Genomic DNA, 19,445 nt, shown 5'->3' on the forward strand with positions numbered 1-19,445 from the left:
GGGATCGTCCGGCGGAAACCGCGGGTTTCGAAGCGACAGAATGTCGCCATCGGGCAGATTCATGCCGCATGGCGACGGAATTGCGGGTAGGGGGCCAGGCGAAGTGAATGCTCGTGCTTGATATTCCATCCCCTCCATTGCCTGCCGCTGTTCCCACGCCCAGGTCGCAGGATTCCGGCTGCGAGAGCTGTGCCGTCCGCAGCCGCAGCATCTGCGCCTCGCTGCAGGCCGAAGCCCGCAACCTGCTTGGCCGCGACGGCCGCATCGTCTCTGTCCCGCGCGGCCGCACGCTGGTGTGGGAGGGCGAGGACAGCGCCCTGGTCGCCAATCTCATCGAAGGCGCGCTGAAGCTTTCGACCTCCACCACCGACGGCCGCGAGCAGATCGTCGGCGTCGCCTATCCCGGCGATTTCATCGGCCGCCCGTTCAACGACCGCAGCCCGCACAGCGTGACGGCGCTGGTCGACAGCCGCTGCTGCCTGTTCCCGCGCGCCGCCTTCGATCGCTTTGCCCACGACCATCCCGAGCTGGAGCACCGGCTGCTGGGCACCGTGCTGGACGAGCTGGACCGCGCCCGCCGCTGGATGCTGCTGCTGGGCCGCAAATCCGCCTCTGAACGAGTCGCCAGCTTTGTGCTGGAACTGTCCGAACGGCTGGGCGACAATGGCTGCGCGCCTGCGGCGCCGCTGGACAGGTTCGACCTGCCGCTGGACCGGCAGCAGATCGCCGACATCCTTGGCCTTACCATCGAGACGGTCAGCCGCCAGCTGTCGGCCCTGCGCAGCGCCGGGATCCTCGACCTGCCGGCCCGCCGCACGGTTCATATTCTCGACCGCCCCCGGCTGATCGCCCGCGCCGGCAACTAGGATGTGAGCCGCGCGCATAGCTGCCAGCGCGGAATATAATATTGCTGTTTATAAGCATCGTTATTATATGCCGCGCATGGCAGACAGTCTTGGATTCCTGATCAGCGATGTTTCGCGCCTTTTGCGCAAACGCTTCGACGAGCGCGCGCGGTTGATCGGCGTTACCCGCCCGCAGTGGCGGACGCTGGTGATCCTGCAGCGCAACGAGGGGCTTAACCAGGGCGCCCTTGCCGAGCGACTCGAGGTGGAGCCGATCACGCTCTGCCGGATGATCGACCGGCTGGAAGAGGCCGGCCTTGTCGAGCGGCGCCGCGATCCGCAGGACCGCCGCGCCTGGCGCATCTTCCTGACGGAAGGCGCGCGCCCGATCATCGCCAAGCTCGCGGTCATCGCCGACGAGCTGTTTGGCGTGGCGCTAGACGGCATTGCCGAACCCGAGCGCGACGCGCTGGCCGACATGCTGGAACAGATCCGCACCAACCTTGCCGCCAACCAACCCGAATTCGAAGACGAGCAACTGACACATCATGGCTGACATCGATCCCGATCCCCCCTTTCCCCGCCGCGCGCCGCAAGCCGCCGAGGCCGAACCGCAGCCGGTGCCGGCGCTGGCGGTCGAGAAAGTGGAGCGCCGCCCCTGGGTGCGCCCGCTGATGCTCAGCGTGCCGCTGCTGGCATTGGGCGTTGCCGGCTATATCTGGATGTCCGAGGGCAAGTCCGTCTCTACCGACAACGCCTATGTGAACCAGGACAAGGTCTCCGTCTCGGCCGACGTCGCCGGGCGTATCGTCGAGGTGAACGTGCAGGAGAACCAGCCGGTGAAGGCCGGCGACCTGCTGTTCCGCATCGATCCCGAACCCTATCGCATCGCCCTTTTGCAGAGCGACGCCGCCCTTGCCGCTGCACGCGTGCAGGTGAACACGCTGGCGACCGACAAGGGCAGCGCTGCTGCCGACCTTGCCAGCGCCGACGCCGACATCTCGCTGGCGCAATCCACCTATGATCGGCAGGCGGCGCTGATGCGGCAGGGCTTTACCACCCGGGCCAACCTGGATTCGGCCGCGCATGCGCTGGCGGCGGCCAAGGCCGAACGCGCCACGGCGCAGGCGACCGCCGCCCGCGCCCGCAGCCAGCTGGGCAGCGGCTCGGCCGCTTCCGGCTCGCCCGCCGCCATTCAGGCAGCGCAGGCGCAGCGTGCCAAGGCGGAGCTCGATCTCGCCCGCACCGCCGTCTATGCCCCCGTCGACGGCACTGTCAGCCAGTCGAGCCGGCTGCAGGTGGGGCAGATGATGATCACCGGCCTGCCGGCCGTTTCCATCGTGCAGAGCAACCGCTCGTGGGTGGATGCCAATTTCAAGGAAACCGACCTCGACAGGATGCGCGTCGGCCAGCCGGCGGAAGTGACCTTCGACGCCTATAAGGGGCTGAAGCTGAAGGGCCATGTGGAATCGATCGGCGCCGGCACCGGCGCGCAGTTCTCGGTGCTGCCGGCGCAGAACGCCACCGGCAACTGGGTGAAGGTGACCCAGCGCGTGCCGGTGCGCATCGCCATCGACGAAGCCAGCCCGCGCCAGCTGATCGCCGGCCTCAGCGCCGATGTGACGGTGGACGTAAGAGACGATGGCAAGCGCTAGCGCCGCGGCCGGCGCAGTGCCTCTCCCGGACGAGGAACGCCCGGCGCTCCATACCCGCAACCGGCCGCTGCTGGCGTTCGGGGTGATGGCGGCCACCATCATGCAGATCCTCGACACGACGATCGCCAACGTCGCCGTGCCGCACATGCAGGCGGCGCTGGGTGCCACCGCCGACACCATCACCTGGGTGCTGACCAGCTATATCATCGCCTCGGCCGTCGCCCTGCCGCTGACGGGCTGGCTCTCCGACCGCTTTGGTTCGCGCAACCTGTTCCTCGTCGGCGTGTTCGGCTTTGTCGCGGCCTCGATGCTGTGCGGGCTTGCCACCAGCCTCAACCAGATGGTCGCCTTCCGGCTGTTGCAGGGGGTCATGGGCGCCTTCATCATGCCGCTCAGCCAGACGGTGATGATGGATATCAACCCGAAATCGCGGCAGGCGAGCGCCATGGCGATCTGGGGCATGGGGGTGATGATCGGCCCGATCCTGGGGCCGGTGATCGGCGGCTGGCTCACGGAATATTACAACTGGCGCTGGTGCTTCTATGTGAACGTCCCCATCGGCATCGGCTGTTTCGCCATCCTGTGGGCGCTGCTTCCCACCCGCGAGCAGAGCATCCGCCGCTTCGACATCTTCGGCTTTGCCATGCTGGCCATCGCCCTCAGCTCGTTCCAGCTGATGCTGGACCGCGGGCAGACGATGGACTGGTTCAGCTCGTGGGAAGTGCGGATCGAGGCGATCGTGATGGTCAGTGCCGCCTGGATGTTCGGCATCCACATGGCGACCGCGCGCGAGCCGATGTTCGATCGCCACATCTTCGCCAACCGCAACCTGATGATGGGCATGCTGTTCATGGCGGTGAACGGCATGCTGATGACGGCGACGCTGGCGTTGCTGCCGCCGCTGCTGCAGGGGCTGTATGGCTATCCGGTGCTGACCACCGGCGTGCTGCTGATGCCGCGCGGCGTCGGCATACTGATCAGCATGTTCGTCACCAGCCGGCTGATCGCCCGCGGCATGGACCCCCGGATTCTGGTGGCGTTGGGCCTGATCGTTGCGGCCCAGTCGCTGCACCAGATGAGCGGCTGGTCGCCGGAAATGGGCTCCACCCCGTTCATCGTCTCCGGGCTGGTGCAGGGGCTGGGCATGGGGCTGGTCTTCATGCCGCTGAACCTGCTCGCCTTTGCGACGCTGCCGCCGAAATATCGTACCGACGGCTCCAGCCTGCTCACCCTGTTCCGCAGCATCGGCGGCTCGGCCGGGATTTCGCTGGTGACGGTAATGCTGGCGCGCAACGTGCAGGTGAACCACATGGAACTGGGCGGGAAGGTCACCGGCTACAGCATCAGCTCGGTCGATCCGGGCATGGCCTCGGCGCTCGGCTCGGCCGGCGAGACGGTGACGGCGATGCTGGACGCGGCGGTGAACCAGCAGGCGCTGATGATCGCCTATCTGGATGACTTCAAGCTGATGATGTTCCTGACGCTGGCGGCGCTGCCGCTGGTGATGCTGCTGCAGCGGCCACCGAAACAGCCCGCCGCCGGCAAGGACGAGGATATGCACGTCGCTTTCGACTAGGGTGTGAACCCCTGAACGGAAGGCGTTTCGGGCAGGTCTCTCCGCATCAGGCCGGGTCGGCGATGCTTTCCTGCTGCACGGGCTGCACGTCGCCCAGCCGCCCCTTCCAGATCGAGCCGGAAATCTGCTCGGCCTGCAGCCCCGGTGCCAGCCGCGTGGCGACCGCCGACAGCGGCAGGAACAGCAGCGCCAGCCCCAGCACCCCCAGCAGACCCAGAACCCAACGCCACATGCCCTTGTTCCCCCTTATTATCCGTTTTCCCCTGATCCGTCGCGGCGGGCTGCGGCGCCCCGGGTGATCAGCCGCGCGGCTGCATGGCGCACCGTCTCGAACGGCGGCGCCTGCCCCAGCTTCCCGGCCATCTGCAGCACGATCAGCCCATGCAGGCTCGCCCAATAGACATGCGCCAGGGTGGCCGGATCGCCTTCCAGCAGCCCGGCCTCCACCATCTCGGAAACATATGTCGTCAGCGTGAACTGCGAGCGCGCCTCCGCCGCGCGCAGCTCGTCGGTCTTTTCCGTGTCGGCCTGTTCATAGGCGAACAGCAGTTTGTAGGCGGCAGGCTCGTCGAAGGCGAAGGCGACATAGGCGTCGCCGATGGCGCGCGACCGGCCCCACGGATCGGATGTGCTGGCATAGGCCGTCTCGATCGCGTCCGAGAAGCGGTTGTAGGCGGCCGCGCGTGTCGCCGCGAGCAGCTCGGCCTTCCCCGCATAATATCGATAGAGCGAGGCCGGCGACCAGCCCATCTGGGAGGCGATCGAGCGCAGCGATGTCGCCTGCAGGCCGCGTTCCGCCAGCTGCTGTTCGGCCACCTGCCGGATGCGCTCGCGCACTTCGCGCACTTGCATTTCCGTGAGGAGAACGGCCATCCCCCTTGTCATACCGAACGGCGTTCAGTACGCAACACTAAACAGTGTTCAGCATGGGGAGAGTCGACGCGTGGACTATCAGACCATCACCGTCGAGAAGCGGGGGGAAGTCGATTGGCTCACCCTCAACCGCCCGGAGGCGATGAACGCCATTTCGCTGCAGATGGTGCATGACCTCAGCGACTATTTCGGCCGGCTCTATAACGACAGCTCGGTGCGGGTCGTGGTGATGCGCGGCGCCGGCCGCGCCTTTTGCGCCGGGCTGGATATCAAGGAGCATAGCGAGCGCGATGCCGTTCCCTTTGGCGGCGGCTTCGGCTTCCAGGGCTATCTGGCCGATGTCTATATCCGGATGCGCCGCTGCCCGCAGCCGATCCTGTCGCTGATCCACGGCCCGGCCTGCGGGGGCGGCTTTGCCTTCGCGCTGGCGTCGGACATCCGCCTTGCCGGCCAATCCGCGCGCATGAATGCCGCCTTCATCCGCATCGGGCTTTCCGCCTGCGACATGGGCGTCAGCTATTTCCTCCCCCGTCTGGTGGGCGGCTCCATCGCCTCGGAGCTGATGCTGACCGGCCGCTTCCTGAAGGCGGAGCGGGCGCTCGCCGTCGGCCTTGTCGCCGAAGTCGTCCCCGACGAGCAGCTGGAGGCAGCCGCCCGGCCGTGGATCGACGACCTGCTGCATGCCTCGCCGCTCGGCCTCCGCATGACCAAGGAAGGCCTCGCCATGGCGACCGATTCCGGCAGCCTGGAAGCCGCCATGGCCATCGAGAACCGCAACCAGGTGATGGCCGCCAAAAGCCCCAATTTCGCCGAGGGCATGCGCGCCTTCCTGGAAAAGCGCACCCCCAGCTACGTTTCGGAGTAAGCCCGATGACCACGCGTTATCCGCACATCTTCTCGCCGCTGAAGATCGGCCGCCAGACTGTCCAGAACCGCATCCTGATGGGCTCGATGCACACCGGCCTTGAGGATGTGGAGGACGCCGGCGATCGGCTTTCGGCCTATTTCGTCGAGCGGGTGAAGGGCGGCGTCGGCATGATCATCACCGGCGGCATTGCCCCGAACCGGGTGGCGGGATCCGGTGCCAAGCTCTCCGAACCCTCTGAAGTGCCGATGCACCGGCAGGTGACGGACGCGGTTCATGCAGCCAATCCGGACTGCAAGATCTGCATGCAGATCCTCCATACCGGCCCGCTTGCCTATACCCCCGATTGCGTCGCGCCTTCGGCCATCAAGTCGCGCATCGGGTCGTTCGTGCCGAAGGAGCTGGACGAGGACGGCATCGAGGAACAGATCGCCGCCTTCGCCAATTGCGCGGTGCTGGCGAAGGAGGCCGGCTATGACGGGGTCGAGATCATCGGCTCGGCCGGCTATCTCATCTCCACCTTCCTCGTCGAGCGCACCAACCGGCGCACCGACCGATGGGGCGGCAGCTGGGAAAACCGCATGCGCTTCGCGGTGGAGGTCGTCCGCCGCGTGCGCGCTGCCGTCGGCCCGGAGTTCATCCTGATCTTCCGCATCGCCGCGATGGACATGCTGCAGGGCGGCCTTGCCTGGGAGGAGGTCGTCGAGCTGGCGCAGGCGCTGGAGGCGGAGGGGGTCGATGTCATCAGCACCCACTTCTGCTGGCACGAGAGCTTCGTTCCCACGATCGCCACCATGGTCCCGCGCGCGGCCTTCGCGCAGGTGACGGGGCGGCTGCGCAAGCATCTGAACATCCCCGTCATCACCTCCAACCGCATCAACATGCCCGATGTGGCAGAGGCGGTGCTGGCGCGTGGCGACGCCGACCTCGTTTCGATGGCGCGGCCGATGCTGGCCGACGCCGAGCTGGTGAAAAAGGCGAGGGAGGGCCGCGAAGACGAGATCAACACCTGCATCGGCTGCAACCAGGCCTGTCTGGACCACACCTTCTCGGGCAAGCTCACCACCTGCCTCGTCAACGCCCGTGCCGGGCGCGAGACGGAGCTGAACTTCTCGCCCGTGGAAGCGGCGAAGCGCATCGCCGTGGTCGGCGCCGGCCCTGCTGGCCTGGCGTTTGCCACCATCGCCGCCGAGCGCGGGCACAAGGTGACGCTGTTCGACGCCGGCAGCGAGATCGGCGGCCAGTTCAACCTCGCCAAGCGCATCCCCGGCAAGGAAGAGTTCTACGAAACGCTGCGCTATTTCCGGCGGATGATCGACGTGCACGGGGTGGAGCTTCGCCTCGACACCCGCGTCGACGCCGACGCGCTGCGGTCTCAGGGCTTCGACGAAGTGGTCGTCGCCACCGGCATTTCCCCGCGCACGCCGGCGCTGCCCGGCATCGACCACCCGAAGGCGGTTTCCTACATCGACGTCATCCGGGGCAAGGCCAGTGTGGGCCGGAAGGTCGCCATCATGGGCGCCGGCGGCATCGGCTTCGACGTTGCCGAGCTCATCACCCACGCCGGCACGTCGGCCGCGCTGGACGTCAATATCTTCGCGAAGGAATGGGGGATCGACTTCGAGAACCACCCGCGCGGCGGCGTCACCGGCGTCGAGCCGCAAGTCGCCGCCAACGACCGCGAAGTCACCCTGTTGCAGCGCAAGCCAACCGCCGTCGGCCGCAACCTTGGCCGCACCACCGGCTGGACCCACCGCCTGACGCTGCAGCGCCGGGGCGTCGGCATGGTCGCCGGTGTCGAATATACCGGCATCGACGATCAGGGGCTGCACACCGTCGTCAATGGCGAACCGCAGCTGTTCGAGGCAGACACGGTCATCATCTGCGCCGGGCAGGAGCCGGAACGCAGCCTGTTTGACGCGCTGGCGGAATCGGGCATCTCCACCCACCTGATCGGCGGCGCCTATGAAGCGGCCGAGCTGGATGCGAAGCGGGCGATCAGGCAGGCGTCGGAGCTGGCGGCGGTCATCTAAAAGGCGATCTGCCCCACCAGATAGCTGACGACGATCGTTACCGAACCGATGACGAGCGAGCGCAGGATGGTGCGCGGCACGTGCATGCGCCCCGCCCGCGCGCCGACGATGGAAACGAAGGTCAGCGACACCAGCACGGCAAAGACGATGACGCCGATCCCGATATCCATCGGCAGGTAGTAGGCAATCGCAAAGGGGATGGCCGCCCCCAGGCCGAAGGCGATGGCGGCGCCTATGCCGGAAATCACCACTTCCGCGCCGGAGGTCAGGCGGAAGATGCCGTGCTCGCTTTCCAGCGCCGCCTTCAGCGGCGAGCGACGCATCAGCTCGTCCGCCACCTGTTCGGCGAGGCCGGGGCTCAGCCCCTTGCGTTCATAATGTTCGACCAGTTCGACGCGCTCCCGGTCGCGCTGAAGCCGAAGGTCTGTAAGCTCGTCCTCTATGGCGCGCAGCTGCGCTTCCCGCTCGACTGCCGTCTCCGACCATTTCGCGCCGCCAACGGTCAGCATGCCGGCGACGATCGCGGCGGTGCCGGCAATCGCCAGCGTTGCCGGGCTGGCGCCGGCGCCGGAAAAGCCCAGCAGGATGCCGGCGGTGCTGATGATCCCGTCCTGCGCCGCCAGGCTCCAGGCCCGACGCGTCTCCGCATCGCCCAGATAGTCGCGCAGCTCGCCCGAAAGCGTCCGTCCCCCCATCGGCCCTCACCTTCAGCCGCTCTTCACCTCGCGGAACGGCATGTCGCGGTCCACCTCCGGCTCTTTCGGCAGGCCGAGCACGCGTTCGCCGATGATATTACGCTGGATCTGGTCGGTTCCGCCACCGATGGAGGTGAAATAGGCGTTGAGGCTGAGGAAATTCGCATCCTCGGCGCGCGGGAAATCCGCCCCCTCCAGCATGCTTTCGGCCCCCAGCATCTGCGTCCTCAGCCGCGCTTCCTGGTGCAGGATGCGGCTCATCGCCAGCTTGCCCAGCGACATGATCGGAGAGCTGGTGCCGCGCTTCAGCTCCGCCTTCGCCCGCGCATTGTTCAGCCGGTTCAGGATCTTCCAAGCCGTGACCTGGGCGATGTCCTGCCGCACCAGCGGGTCTTCCAGCACGCCGGCCTCGCGCGCCAGCTCCACCAGTGCGCCGTCACCCTTGGGACTGCTCTTGCCGCTGCGCGGCCCGCGCGCCGCATCGCCCATCACCGAGCGCTCATAGGCGAGCGCCGTCTGCAGCACCCCCCAGCCGCCGTTCAACGGCCCCAGTAGATTGGCGGCGGGCACCAGCGCATCGGCGATGAACACCTCGTTGAAATGCGCCTCGTCGGTGATCTGCCGCAGTGGCCGCACGTCGATCCCCGGCTGCTTCATCGGCAGGAAGAAGAAGCTGATGCCCTTGTGCTTGGGCGCATCCCAATCGGTGCGGGCGATCAGCATGCCATAGTCGGCGATCGCCGCGCCGGAGGTCCAGACCTTCTGTCCGTTGACGCGGAAATTGTCGCCCTCGCGGTCGGCGCGGGTGCGCACCGCCGCCAGATCGGAGCCGGCCCCCGGCTCGGAATAGAGCAGGCACATGCCCACCGATCCGGTCAGCAGCTTCGGCACGATCTCGTCGCGGAATTCGGGCGTCGCGTGGGCCAGCGCCGTGTTGGCCCAGAGGTTGTGCCGGTCCTGCCCGGCGCCCGGCGCGCCGACGGCGGCAAATTCCGCCTCGATGAGGCGGCCCTCGGCCGGGGTCAGCCCCAGCCCGCCGATTTCCTTCGGCCAGGTCGGCACCGCCCAGCCGGCGGCCACCACCTTCTGCAGAAATGGCTGATAGGGGCTGCGGCCGAAGCTCTCGGCCTTCACCTTCTGCTTCGCGTCCCAGTTGGCGGACAGCCAGGCGCGGACCTCGGCTGCCAGTTGTTCTTCCGTCATCTCAGCCTCCCAGCTGCTGCACGAACCGCTCGCGCATGGCGGCGGGGGTTCCGAAAAGCTGCGCGTCGGCGCGGGCCCGGCGCAGGTAGAGGTGCACCGGATTGACCCAGGTGAAGGCGATGCCGCCATGCATCTGGATGCTGTCCGCCGTCACCCGGCTGAAGGCGTCGGCGCAGGCGAAGGCGGCGAGGCTCACCGATTGTCCCGCATCCTCGGCCCCCTCCGCCAGCGCCGTGCCCGCATGTCGCGCCGCCGAGATCGCCGATTCACTTTCCAGCAGCAGGTCGGCGGCCATATGCTTGATCGCCTGGAAGCTGCCGATGGAGCGGCCGAACTGGTGCCGTTCCCGGGCATAGTCGACGGTGATCTCGAACACTCGCCGGGCGCCGCCGGCCTGCTCGCCCGCCAGCGCTACCCGCGCCAGATCCAGCGCCTGTTCCACCTCGGGCCAGAAATCCCCTGCCGGCGACAGGCGCACGGCATCCGCCCCGGCAAACCGCACATCCGCCATGGAGAGCGTCCGGTCGAACGCCGGCAGCGCCGAAACCGCAACGCCCTCTGCCTTCGGGCTCAGCTCGAACAGGCCGATGCCGTCTGCCGTGCGCGCCGCCACCAGCAGCACGTCCGCCAGCCCGGCGTGCAGCACGAAGGCCGCCCTGCCCTCCAGCTGCCAGCCATTGCCGCGCGGGCTCGCCTCTACGCCCACCGTTTCAGCCGTCCATTTCGCCTTTGGCCCGGTCAGCGCCACGGCGGCGATGGTCGATCCATCGGCAATACCGGGCAGCAGCCGTCCGGCGGCCTCCAGCCCTTCCAGCAGCGATGCCGCCAGCACCGACGACAGGATCGGGGTCGGCGCCAGCACCGCCCCCAGCTCTTCCATGGCCCGCTCCAGCACGGCGGGGCCGGCGCCCAGCCCGCCATGCTCCGGCTCGATCGCCAGCCCGGCGACGCCCATTTCCGCCAGCTGCTTCCACAGTGCTGCATCATGGCCGTCGCGGCTTTCCATCACCCGGCGCACGTCCGCCTCGGTGCAACGGTCGGCCAGCAGCCGCCTGAGCGAGTCGAGAAAGGCCTCCAGCTCCTCGGTGGAAAGGCGGTTGCGCATGCAGGTCTCCGAAACAGTTCGCAGCCCTTCAACCACGCCGTGCGATCACCCGTAACCTGCCTAAATCAGTCGTGCCGTCGCGCCCAGATCAGGGCCAGCAGGCTCAGGATGCCGGCCGCGCTGAGATACAGCCCCACCGGCATCAGCCCGAAGCGCAGCGCCAGCGCCTGGGCGATCACCGGTGTCAGCCCGCCGCCGATGACGCCGGCGATGTTGAAGGTCATCGAGGCGCCGGTATAGCGCACCCGCGGCGGAAACAGCCCCGGCAGCCAGGCGCCGAGCGGGCCATAGGCAAAGCCCATCGCGAACAGCAGCAGCGACAGGAACAGGAAGATGCCCGGCAGCCCCGCCCCCATCAGCGGCGCGATCGTCAGCCCCAGCACCGCCACCATCGCGCAGCCGCCCGCCAGCACCCGGCGCGGATCCCAGCGCACATCGGCCAGCCACGCCGCCAGATAGATGCCGGCCGCCATGCAGAAGATCGCCACCAGCTGCACGCCGAGGAAATCCTGCATCGCATAGCCCAGCGACTTCGTCCCCCAGCCCAGCAGGAAGGCAGTCGCCACATAATAGGTCGCAAAGCAGCAGACCGCGCCGATGGTGCCCGCCACCAGCGCGCCGCCATGGTTCTGCACCACCTCGCCCAGCGGCACCTTCGGCGGCGGCGCTTCCTTCAGCGCCGCGGAAAACTCCGGCGTTTCCTCCAGCTTCAGCCGGATCCACAGCCCCACCGCCACCAGCCCGGCCGAGAGCAGGAAGGGAATGCGCCAGCCCCAGGCCGCGAACTCGGCCGGTGTCAGCCACAGCCCCATCAGCAGGAACAGGCCGTTGGCGACGAAGAAGCCCGCCGGCGCCCCCATCTGCGGCGCGCAGCCAAAGCGCGCGCGCCAGCCCGGCGGCGCATTTTCCACCGCCAGCAGCGCCGCGCCGCCCCACTCCCCGCCCAGGCCGAAGCCCTGCCCGAACCGCAGCGCGCACAGCATCAGCGGCGCGATCCAGCCGGCCATCGCATAGGTGGGCAGAAAGGCGACCAGCGTTGTCGACAGCCCCATCGTCAGCAGCGAGGCGACGAGAGTCGCCTTGCGGCCGATGCGGTCGCCATAATGGCCGAACACGGCAGCGCCCACGGGCCGGGCGAAGAAGGCCACCGCCAGTGTCGCAAAGGCGGCCAGCTGCGCGAGCCCCGGATCGCCGGGCGGGAAGAAGATCTGCCCGAAGACGAGGCTCGCCGCCGTCGCATAGATATAGAAATCGTAGAACTCGATTCCCGTGCCGACAAAGCTCGCCCACAACGCGCGCCGGTGCCGTATCCGGTCTGCCAGCATGATCCCTCCCCGAAATGAAGGAGGCGCTTTCGGCCAGACAGGCCCGCGCGTCAATCCGCGCGGGCGCTGCGGTCTAGCGGGCCACGTTCACCACCTGCGGCACCATGAATTCCAGCAGCCCCTCCATGCCGTTCTCGACGCCGAAGCCGCTTTGCTTGTGCCCGGCGAACGGCGTGTTGGGCCCCAGCTCCAGATTCTGGTTCACCCAGATGGTGCCGGTTTCCATGCGGCGGGCGATGTCGATCCCGGCCTTCACGTCCTTGCTCCACACGGCGCCCGCCAGCCCATATTCGCTGGCGTTGGCGCGGGCGATCACCTCGTCCACATCCTTGAAGCGCAGCATCGGCAGGATCGGGCCAAAGGCTTCCTCCTGCACCACGCGGCTGTCCTCGGGCGGATTGTCGACGATGGTGACGGGGATGAAATAGCCGCCCTCGGGCACGTCTGCGCCCTGCAGCACCGTCAGCCCGGTTTTCTTCGCGTCCTCCAGCAGCTCCAGCACGCGTGCATACTGGCGCTTGTTCTGGATCGGCCCCAGCACCGTCCCCTGCTCGGCGCCGTCGCCCACCTTGATCGCTTTCGCAATGCCCAGCAGCCGGTCGCGCAGGCCTTCATAGACATCCTCGTGCACATAGAGCCGCTTGGTGGCGACGCAGATCTGCGCGGTGTTGAAGAAGGCGCCGAAGAAGATCTTCTGGGCGATTTCGTCGAGGTCGACATCGGGCATGACGATGGCGGCGTCGTTGCCGCCCAGCTCCAGCGTTAGCCGCTTCAGATCCTTCGAGGCGCTCTCCATCACCTTCTTGCCGGTCGCGGTGGAGCCGGTGAAGCTGATCTTGGCAAAGCCGGGATGGCTCGTCATCCAGACGCCCAGCTCGTCGCCGCCGCTGATGACGTTCAGCACGCCGGGGGGCAGGATCTCGCGGAAGATCTCGCCCACCTTCAGCACGCAGAGCGGCGTGAAGGGCGAGGGCTTCAGCACCATGGTGTTGCCGGCGGCGAGCGCGGCGGCGACCTTCCACATGGAGAGCATCACCGGGAAGTTCCACGGCGAAATCGCACAGACCACGCCCAGCGGCACATAGCGCGTCTCGATCCAGCGGGTGTCGGTTTCCTCCAGATGCACCGGCGGCGTCATCTGCGAGAAGGAGATCAGCCAGGCGGCGCCGCCCTGGATTTCCTGCTTCGCCGCATCGGTCGGCCGCCCCTGCTCGCGGGTGAACAGCCGGGCCAGCGCCTCGGTGTGGGTGAGCAGCGCTTCGCCGCACTTGCGCAGCAGCGCCTGCCGCTCCTCGATCGGCATGGCCTTCCACGCCGGGAAGGCGGCGCTGGCGGTGGCGACTGCCTCATCCAGCTCGGCGCGCGAGCAATCGGGCGCATTCGCAAACACCTCGGCGGTCGCCGGGTTGAAGACGTCGATGCTGGCCGCGCCGCTGACGCCGCGCCCGCCGATGGTCATCTGATAGCCGGTTTCGAAATCCATCTGCCTGTCTCTCCCAATCTGTGCTCCCGGCGGAACGCCGCAAGTGCGACTGCACGCCGGCCGGTAGGTCGAACCCGATCGGCTACGCCGATGCGCTCAATCAAACACCAGCACCGGTTTCACCGTGCTGCCCTCATGCGCTTCGTGGAGCGCCTTGTTGATCTGGGCGAAGGGATAGGTTGTCACCATTTTCCCGACCGGCAGCTCGCCGGACTGCGTCCAGCTGACCAGCTGCGGCAGGAAATCCTTGGGCACGCTGTCGCCTTCGATGATGCCCATCACCTTGTGGCCGAAGGTGATCGCCTGCGCGATAACCACGCTGAGCGTCGCGTCCATTGCCGGCGGCACGCCGATCAGCCCCAGCGTCCCCATCGGCGCCAGCATCTGCAGCGCCGATTGCAGCGCACCGACATGGCCCGAGGTATCGAGCACATGGTCCGCCCCCAGCGGCGAGATCGCCCGCACCGCTTCCGATGTTTCGCCGGCCGCCGGATCGATCGCGTGGTGCGCCCCCATGGAAAGGCCCAGCGCCCGCCGGTCGGCGCGCGGCTCGATCAGGATGATGGTTTTGCAACCGGCGATCTTGCCGCCCATCACCGCCGAGAGGCCGACCGCGCCGCCGCCGATCACCACCAGCACATCCTGAGGCCCGGCCCCGAGCGAGCGCAGCACGGCGCCGGCCCCCGTCTGCACGCCGCAACCCAGCGGCGCGAACAGCGCCAGATCGGCATCGGGGGCGAGCTTCACCGTGTTGCCCACGCGCGAAATCGCGTGGCTGGCAAACGACGACTGGCCGAAGAACTGCCCCGTCAGCGGCGTTCCATCCAGGCTCAGCGCGGTGGTGCCATCCGGACGTACCGGCGAATAGTTGCGCGTGGTGAAATCCTGGCAATAGGCGGGATGCCCCTCGGTGCAGCGGCGGCAATGGCCGCAGCTGTCGAAGGTGAGCAGCACCTTGTCGCCCACGGCGAACCCGGTCACGCCGGGGCCAACAGCCTCCACGATTCCCGCGCCCTCGTGGCCGAACACGGCCGGCAGCGTCATCTCCGTCTGCCCGGAGGCAAAGACGAGGTCGGTGTGGCAGATTCCGACCGCCTTCACCGCCACCCGCAGTTCGCCGGCCTTCGGCGCCTCCACCAGGATTTCCTGAAGCTCGAACGGCCCCATCGGCTGATGAACGATTGCGGCGATGGCCCGCACGGCTTCCGTCACTGCTGCTTCCTTTCGCTGTCCCGTCGCTTGTCCTGCCGCTTGCGGAAGTCCGAGGCCGCCTCCCCCGTTTCGCGCCGGAAGGCGCGGGCGAACTCGGCCTGCGTCTGGAATCCGGTCGCCTCGGCGATCTGGCAGATCGTGCTTCCGCTTTGCAGCAGCAGCTCCTTCGCCCGCTCGATGCGGGCCTTCAGCACATAGCGATGGGGGCTGTCGCCCGTCGCCTGTTTGAAAATGCGGGAAAAGTGCGAAGGCGACACCCCCGTCAGCGCCGCCAGCGCCTCTACGTCGTGCGGCGCCTCGGGCGCCTCCAGTATCGCATCCAGCACCTTGTGCAGCCGATAGGCGGAAAAGTCCGCGGTCGGGATCTGCAGCGGCCCCGAAGGCCCGCGCAGCATATGCGCGCGCAGCGCCCCCACCAGCGCCCCCAGATAGGCCTCGCGTCCGGCATCGGCGGGGGCATAGAGCTCGGCCAGCACCTGCCGGGTCAGCGCCACGCCCAGCGGGTCGGCAAAGGCGAACTGCATCGCCTGAAACTGCCGCGCGGCCGGCGCCCCGCGCAGTTCGGCGGAGCCCATGCTCAGCGTCACCACATCCAGCTCGCCGTCGACCAGCCAGCCGGTCGGCTGCCCGGCCGGCACGATGGTGGCGCAGCCGGGGATGGAGGCGCTCTCGCTCCAGCTGTCGCGCTGCCAGGTGCGCACCTGCGGCTTTCCGGCGATGTGCACGACAAAGATCGGGTCCGGCAGGGAGGGCAGGCTGTAGCTGCCGACGAACTGCCGCCAGCGGCTCAGCCGCCAGCCCTCCTCGCCCAGCTGCACGTCGGGCGCGCGGCCAAGGCAGTCGGATATGATGTCCTCGCCGGTCACTCGCGATTGCGCCGTGGCCATCTCAACCCTCCTCCAGCACCACCTTCAGCGATTTCAGCCCGTTGATGAAGTTGGACCGGAATCGCCGCGGCTCTCCCCGCACTTCGAACCCTGCCACGCGCCGGGCCAGCGCGCCAAACAAAACCCGCAGCTGCATTTCGGCGATCCGCGATCCGGCGCAGACATGCTGGCCGCTGCCAAAGCCGACATGCTGGACATTGCCGCGCCGGAGGTCGAACGCGTCCGGCCGCTCGAATGCGGCCGCGTCGCGGTTGCCGGAGGGATACCACATCACCACGCGGTCGCCCCGGCGGATGCGCTTGCCGCCCAGCTCGGTATCCGCGGTCGCCGTCCGCCGCATGTGCAGCACCGGGCTGGCGTGGCGCACCATCTCGCGCGGGGCTGTCGGCATCAGCTCCGGCTGTTCGCGCAGGAGCGCCCACTGCCCCGGATCCCGGGCAAAGGCGATCACGCTGTGGCTGATCGAGTTGCGCGTCGTCTCGTTGCCGCCCACCAGGGTCAGGATCAGGTTGGCAAGGAAATCACTGTATTTCGCCGGCTCGCCATCCGGGCCGCTGTTCGCCAGATGCGAAGCGATATCGTGCCCCGGCGCCCGCCGCCGCTCCTCATACAGTTCGGCGGCAAAGCCCATGAACTCACCCAGTGTCGCCTGCAACGCCTCGGGCGAAGCGCGGAAATCCGGGTCGTCCTCGCCGACAAAGGCGTTGGTCCAGCGATAGAGCTGCCGCCACATGTCGGGGTCGACGCCGATCAGCTCGCACAGCGTCAGGATCGGCAGCGGCGCCGCAAGCCGCTCCACCAGGTCGAACGGCTCACCCATCGGCACGTCTGCCAGCAGCTTTTCCACGCGGCCGACGATCCGCTCCTCGATCCCGGCTATGCGGCCGGGCGCCAGAGCGGGCAGGATGATCTTGCGATACTTCAGATGCTCGGGCGGATCGGTGGAGATCATCGGCACGCCGATCGCCGATTCCCCCATTCCCGCCAGCCCGGCCGCGTCCTCGTCGAAAATGCGATGCCCGCCGTTCGCCGTCGCCGAGGAGAAGAGTTTCGGCTGGCGCGAAATCTCGACAATGTCGGCATGGCGCGTCACCGCCCAGAAGCCCGGATAGGCCCCGGCCGCATTCCAGTGCACGGGATCCTCGTCTCTCAGCCGGGCGAACAGGCCGTGCGGCACGCCGCCCAGATAGAGGTCCGGATCGGCGAGATCGGGCGCCTCCATCAGAAGCTCAGCCGGCCGGCGATGCCGAAGGTGCGCGGATTGGCGGGCACGAGGAAGTTGTAGGGGAAGCCGGCCCCGCGCAGGTCCAGGCCATAGCTGAGCGTCCGCGCGTTGAAGAGGTTGTTCCCCCACAGCCGCACCTGCAGCCGCTCCGTCTCCCACGCCAGTGTTGCATTCACCTTGGCGAAGCCGCCCTGCGCCAGCTCGCGGTTCAGCTGCCCGCTGTTCGGCACATCCACCTGATTGAACGGCGAGAAATATTGCGCGCCAGTGAAGAGGACATTCGGCGAGAAGCGGATCGCCCCGCCGCCCACTTCCGCAACCCGCCAGTCCAGCCCCAGCTGGCTGGTCAGCGTCGGCGCGAAGGGCAGGCGGTTGCCGCTGATATCGACCCCCTGCAGCGTCAGCTCGACATATTCGGTGCCCAGCACACCCACCGCCGCATTCAGGGTGAGCGCGTCCGAAGCCCGCAGCGTCGCCTCCGCTTCCACGCCATAGACCTTGGATTTCGGCGCGTTCACGAGGAAGGAAACCGGCCCCGGCCGCGTGTCCTGCAGCTGCTGGTTGCGATAGTCGTAATAGAAGGCCGAGGCCGACAGCGTCAGCATATCGGCAAAGCGGCCCTTCACCCCCACCTCATAGGCGTTGACGAACTCCGGCTTCACATAGTCGATCCCCGCCGACGAGGTGTAGCCGCCGCCGTTCACGGCGCCCGCGCGATAGCCGCGGTTATAGCTCGCATAGAGGAGCGTGCCGCTGTCCAGCGTGTAGCTCAGCGCCACCCGCCCGGTCAGCGCCCGGTTCTTCTGCGACAGCTCGAAGCGGGCATCCGGATCATAGGCGCAGGTGCCGGCAACGCCCGGGCAGGGAACGGTGGTGGCGATCGGGAAAGGCACATCGTCGACGCCGCCCACGAACAGATAGGCAAAGGCATCATTATAGCTGCTGCTGTCCCATGTGTAGCGGGCACCCAGCGTCAGCACGAGCTTGCTGGTGAGATCGATATCGCCCTGCGCAAACAGCGCGAACGAACGGCGCACCTGATCATATTCCTGATAGAAGCCGCCGGCCGGCGGCAGCGGCAGGTTGAACTGGTTGGCGGTGAAGTTGCGGTCATAGCCATAGAAGACGCCGCCGACGAGGTTCAGCCGCTCGCCCGCATAGTTCAGCCGGGCTTCCTCGCTGAACTGGCGGTAGTCCGACGTCCAGTGGATATCGAGGATGTCGAGCGGCGAGCCGTCGGCCGCCTGCTGCAGGTTCAGGCTGCCGCCATCGTAGGAGGTGATGCTGGTGAGCGTCAGGCTGTCGGAAAGCTCCACGCCGATATTGGCGGAAACGCCCCAGGCCTCGGTCTTGCTGAGGCCCAGCCGGTTTTCGTTCGTCTCGTAGAAGCCCAGCCCCTCGCGAAACGCCTGCAGCCCGAACACCGCCGCCTGCGCGCTGCGATCGCGCCCGTAATAGCCGGTCAGTTTCAGATCGACGGGGAGGTTGGCCGGCTTTACCCGGAGCGTCGCCCGGCCCTGCAGCGTATCCTGCGAATTGCCGTCGCGGCCACCGGGATAGACATTCTTTATCATCCCGTCGCTGTTCACCAGATTGCCGGCGACGCGCAGCCCTACCTGATCGTCGATCAGCGTCCCTTCGACGGCAGCTTGCGCTGTCCAGCGGTTGTAGTTGCCGTAGCCGACCTCGACATAGCCCTCATTGCCCGACAGCCCGGGCGCGCGGGTGATGAAGTTGATCGCGCCGCCAGTGGTGTTCCGCCCGAACAGCGTCCCCTGCGGCCCGCGCAGCACTTCCACCCGCTGCAGATCGAACAAGCCCATGCCGTGGTTCGAGCGCGGGGCGATGTAGACGTCGTTGATATAGACGCCGACGGGAGAGGCCTGGTTCGAATTATACTCGTTGGCGACGCCGATGCCGCGCAGCGTGAAGTTGGGCTGGGTCGAGCCGAACGAGCTGTTCACCTGCAGGTTGGGCACCACGCTTGCCAGCTGCGCCGAATTGGTGACGCCGCGATCGGCCAGTTGCGCATCGGACAGCGCCGTCACCGCCAGCGGCACCTCCAGCAGCGACTGCTCGCGCCGCTGCGCCGTCACCACGATATCCTCGCTGCCCGTATCCACGCCTTGTGCCAGCGCAGGCGCTGCAGACGCCAGCAGGAATCCCATCGCCCAACGGGCGCGGCCGGTTGAAATCATTCTGTCCTCCCTCACGCGGGCCATTCTTCGCCCGATTTTGCGAGGGTTCTATCGGCTGCAGGCGCTCGGGGCTTTGGCGCAACACCGCGCGGGATTTGGCATTTTCTGCTAGGCCGGATCGACATTCATCGTAACCAGATCATTGCTGCGGCGAGGTGAATGAAGCCGGTGAAGTGGATGGTTCGTCGATCGTAGCGGGTAGCGAAACGGCGGAAATGCTTGAGGCGGCCGAAGCATCGCTCGATCCGGTTGCGCTGCTTGTAGA

18 protein-coding genes are annotated in these 19,445 nt (G+C 67.5%); 6 read left to right on the top strand and 12 right to left on the bottom strand.

The window, feature by feature from the left end:
- The first annotated feature begins 107 nt into the window (after nucleotides 1-107).
- The 4 genes from IM784_RS14695 (at nucleotide 108) to IM784_RS14710 (ending at nucleotide 4,076) form a co-directional block, all read left to right on the top strand.
- Nucleotides 108-866 carry a Crp/Fnr family transcriptional regulator gene (locus IM784_RS14695; RefSeq protein ID WP_199556092.1) on the top strand — a complete coding sequence of 253 codons (759 nt, stop codon included), beginning with the start codon at nucleotides 108-110 and terminating at the stop codon, nucleotides 864-866.
- A 76-nt stretch (nucleotides 867-942) separates the two neighbouring features.
- On the top strand, nucleotides 943-1,401 hold the full coding sequence (locus IM784_RS14700) for a MarR family winged helix-turn-helix transcriptional regulator (RefSeq protein ID WP_199556093.1): 459 nt from the start codon (nucleotides 943-945) through the stop codon (nucleotides 1,399-1,401).
- Nucleotides 1,394-2,500 carry an HlyD family secretion protein gene (locus IM784_RS14705; RefSeq protein ID WP_199556094.1) on the top strand — a complete coding sequence of 369 codons (1,107 nt, stop codon included), beginning with the start codon at nucleotides 1,394-1,396 and terminating at the stop codon, nucleotides 2,498-2,500. Before IM784_RS14700 ends, IM784_RS14705 begins: the two co-directional genes overlap by 8 nt.
- A gap of 16 nt (nucleotides 2,501-2,516) precedes the next feature.
- Complete coding sequence (locus tag IM784_RS14710; protein WP_328799560.1) at nucleotides 2,517-4,076, top strand: DHA2 family efflux MFS transporter permease subunit; 1,560 nt, start codon at nucleotides 2,517-2,519, stop codon at nucleotides 4,074-4,076.
- 46 nt (nucleotides 4,077-4,122) lie between these two features.
- On the opposite strand, the gene IM784_RS14715 is transcribed toward IM784_RS14710, so the two are convergent.
- Both IM784_RS14715 and IM784_RS14720 read right to left on the bottom strand, forming a co-directional pair.
- Nucleotides 4,123-4,308: a hypothetical protein gene (locus tag IM784_RS14715; RefSeq protein ID WP_199556096.1), complete on the bottom strand. Its 186-nt coding sequence runs from the start codon at nucleotides 4,306-4,308 to the stop codon at nucleotides 4,123-4,125.
- 17 nt (nucleotides 4,309-4,325) lie between these two features.
- Nucleotides 4,326-4,949: a TetR/AcrR family transcriptional regulator gene (locus IM784_RS14720; RefSeq protein WP_235977404.1), complete on the bottom strand. Its 624-nt coding sequence runs from the start codon at nucleotides 4,947-4,949 to the stop codon at nucleotides 4,326-4,328.
- A gap of 70 nt (nucleotides 4,950-5,019) precedes the next feature.
- Between IM784_RS14720 and IM784_RS14725 the strand changes: the two genes are divergently transcribed.
- Nucleotides 5,020-5,814: an enoyl-CoA hydratase/isomerase family protein gene (locus IM784_RS14725; RefSeq protein ID WP_328799561.1), complete on the top strand. Its 795-nt coding sequence runs from the start codon at nucleotides 5,020-5,022 to the stop codon at nucleotides 5,812-5,814.
- 5 nt (nucleotides 5,815-5,819) lie between these two features.
- Nucleotides 5,820-7,847 (top strand): NADPH-dependent 2,4-dienoyl-CoA reductase, encoded by a 2,028-nt coding sequence (locus IM784_RS14730; RefSeq protein WP_199556099.1) that lies wholly within the window; start codon nucleotides 5,820-5,822, stop codon nucleotides 7,845-7,847.
- On the opposite strand, the gene IM784_RS14735 is transcribed toward IM784_RS14730, so the two are convergent.
- From IM784_RS14735 to IM784_RS14780, 10 genes are all read right to left on the bottom strand, one after another.
- A complete protein-coding gene (locus IM784_RS14735) occupies nucleotides 7,844-8,542 on the bottom strand; it encodes a VIT1/CCC1 transporter family protein (protein WP_199556100.1) in 699 nt (232 codons plus the stop codon). The genes IM784_RS14730 and IM784_RS14735 overlap by 4 nt on opposite strands.
- A gap of 12 nt (nucleotides 8,543-8,554) precedes the next feature.
- Nucleotides 8,555-9,745 (bottom strand): acyl-CoA dehydrogenase family protein, encoded by a 1,191-nt coding sequence (locus IM784_RS14740; protein ID WP_199556101.1) that lies wholly within the window; start codon nucleotides 9,743-9,745, stop codon nucleotides 8,555-8,557.
- A gap of 1 nt (nucleotide 9,746) precedes the next feature.
- Nucleotides 9,747-10,850, bottom strand: coding sequence for an acyl-CoA dehydrogenase family protein (locus IM784_RS14745; RefSeq protein WP_199556102.1), 1,104 nt, complete (start codon nucleotides 10,848-10,850; stop codon nucleotides 9,747-9,749).
- A gap of 65 nt (nucleotides 10,851-10,915) precedes the next feature.
- A complete protein-coding gene (locus IM784_RS14750; RefSeq protein WP_199556103.1) occupies nucleotides 10,916-12,175 on the bottom strand; it encodes an MFS transporter in 1,260 nt (419 codons plus the stop codon).
- A gap of 73 nt (nucleotides 12,176-12,248) precedes the next feature.
- Nucleotides 12,249-13,658 (bottom strand): aldehyde dehydrogenase family protein, encoded by a 1,410-nt coding sequence (locus tag IM784_RS14755; protein WP_199556104.1) that lies wholly within the window; start codon nucleotides 13,656-13,658, stop codon nucleotides 12,249-12,251.
- Between the two features lie 96 nt (nucleotides 13,659-13,754).
- A complete protein-coding gene (locus tag IM784_RS14760; protein WP_328799562.1) occupies nucleotides 13,755-14,870 on the bottom strand; it encodes an NAD(P)-dependent alcohol dehydrogenase in 1,116 nt (371 codons plus the stop codon).
- Nucleotides 14,867-15,757 (bottom strand): helix-turn-helix domain-containing protein, encoded by an 891-nt coding sequence (locus IM784_RS14765; protein WP_199556105.1) that lies wholly within the window; start codon nucleotides 15,755-15,757, stop codon nucleotides 14,867-14,869. The genes IM784_RS14760 and IM784_RS14765 overlap by 4 nt, the downstream gene beginning before the upstream one ends.
- A gap of 1 nt (nucleotide 15,758) precedes the next feature.
- Nucleotides 15,759-16,979 (bottom strand): cytochrome P450, encoded by a 1,221-nt coding sequence (locus tag IM784_RS14770; protein ID WP_199556106.1) that lies wholly within the window; start codon nucleotides 16,977-16,979, stop codon nucleotides 15,759-15,761.
- Nucleotides 16,979-19,180, bottom strand: a complete 2,202-nt coding sequence (locus tag IM784_RS14775) for a TonB-dependent receptor (RefSeq protein WP_199556107.1) — start codon at nucleotides 19,178-19,180, stop codon at nucleotides 16,979-16,981. Before IM784_RS14775 ends, IM784_RS14770 begins: the two co-directional genes overlap by 1 nt.
- Nucleotides 19,181-19,305: 125 nt before the next feature.
- A partial coding sequence (locus IM784_RS14780; RefSeq protein WP_199554174.1) for a transposase occupies nucleotides 19,306-19,445 on the bottom strand: 140 nt, incomplete at its 5' end.

Origin of the sequence: Sandaracinobacteroides hominis, assembly GCF_016464365.1 — a bacterium.
GTDB lineage: Bacteria > Pseudomonadota > Alphaproteobacteria > Sphingomonadales > Sphingomonadaceae > Sandaracinobacteroides > Sandaracinobacteroides hominis.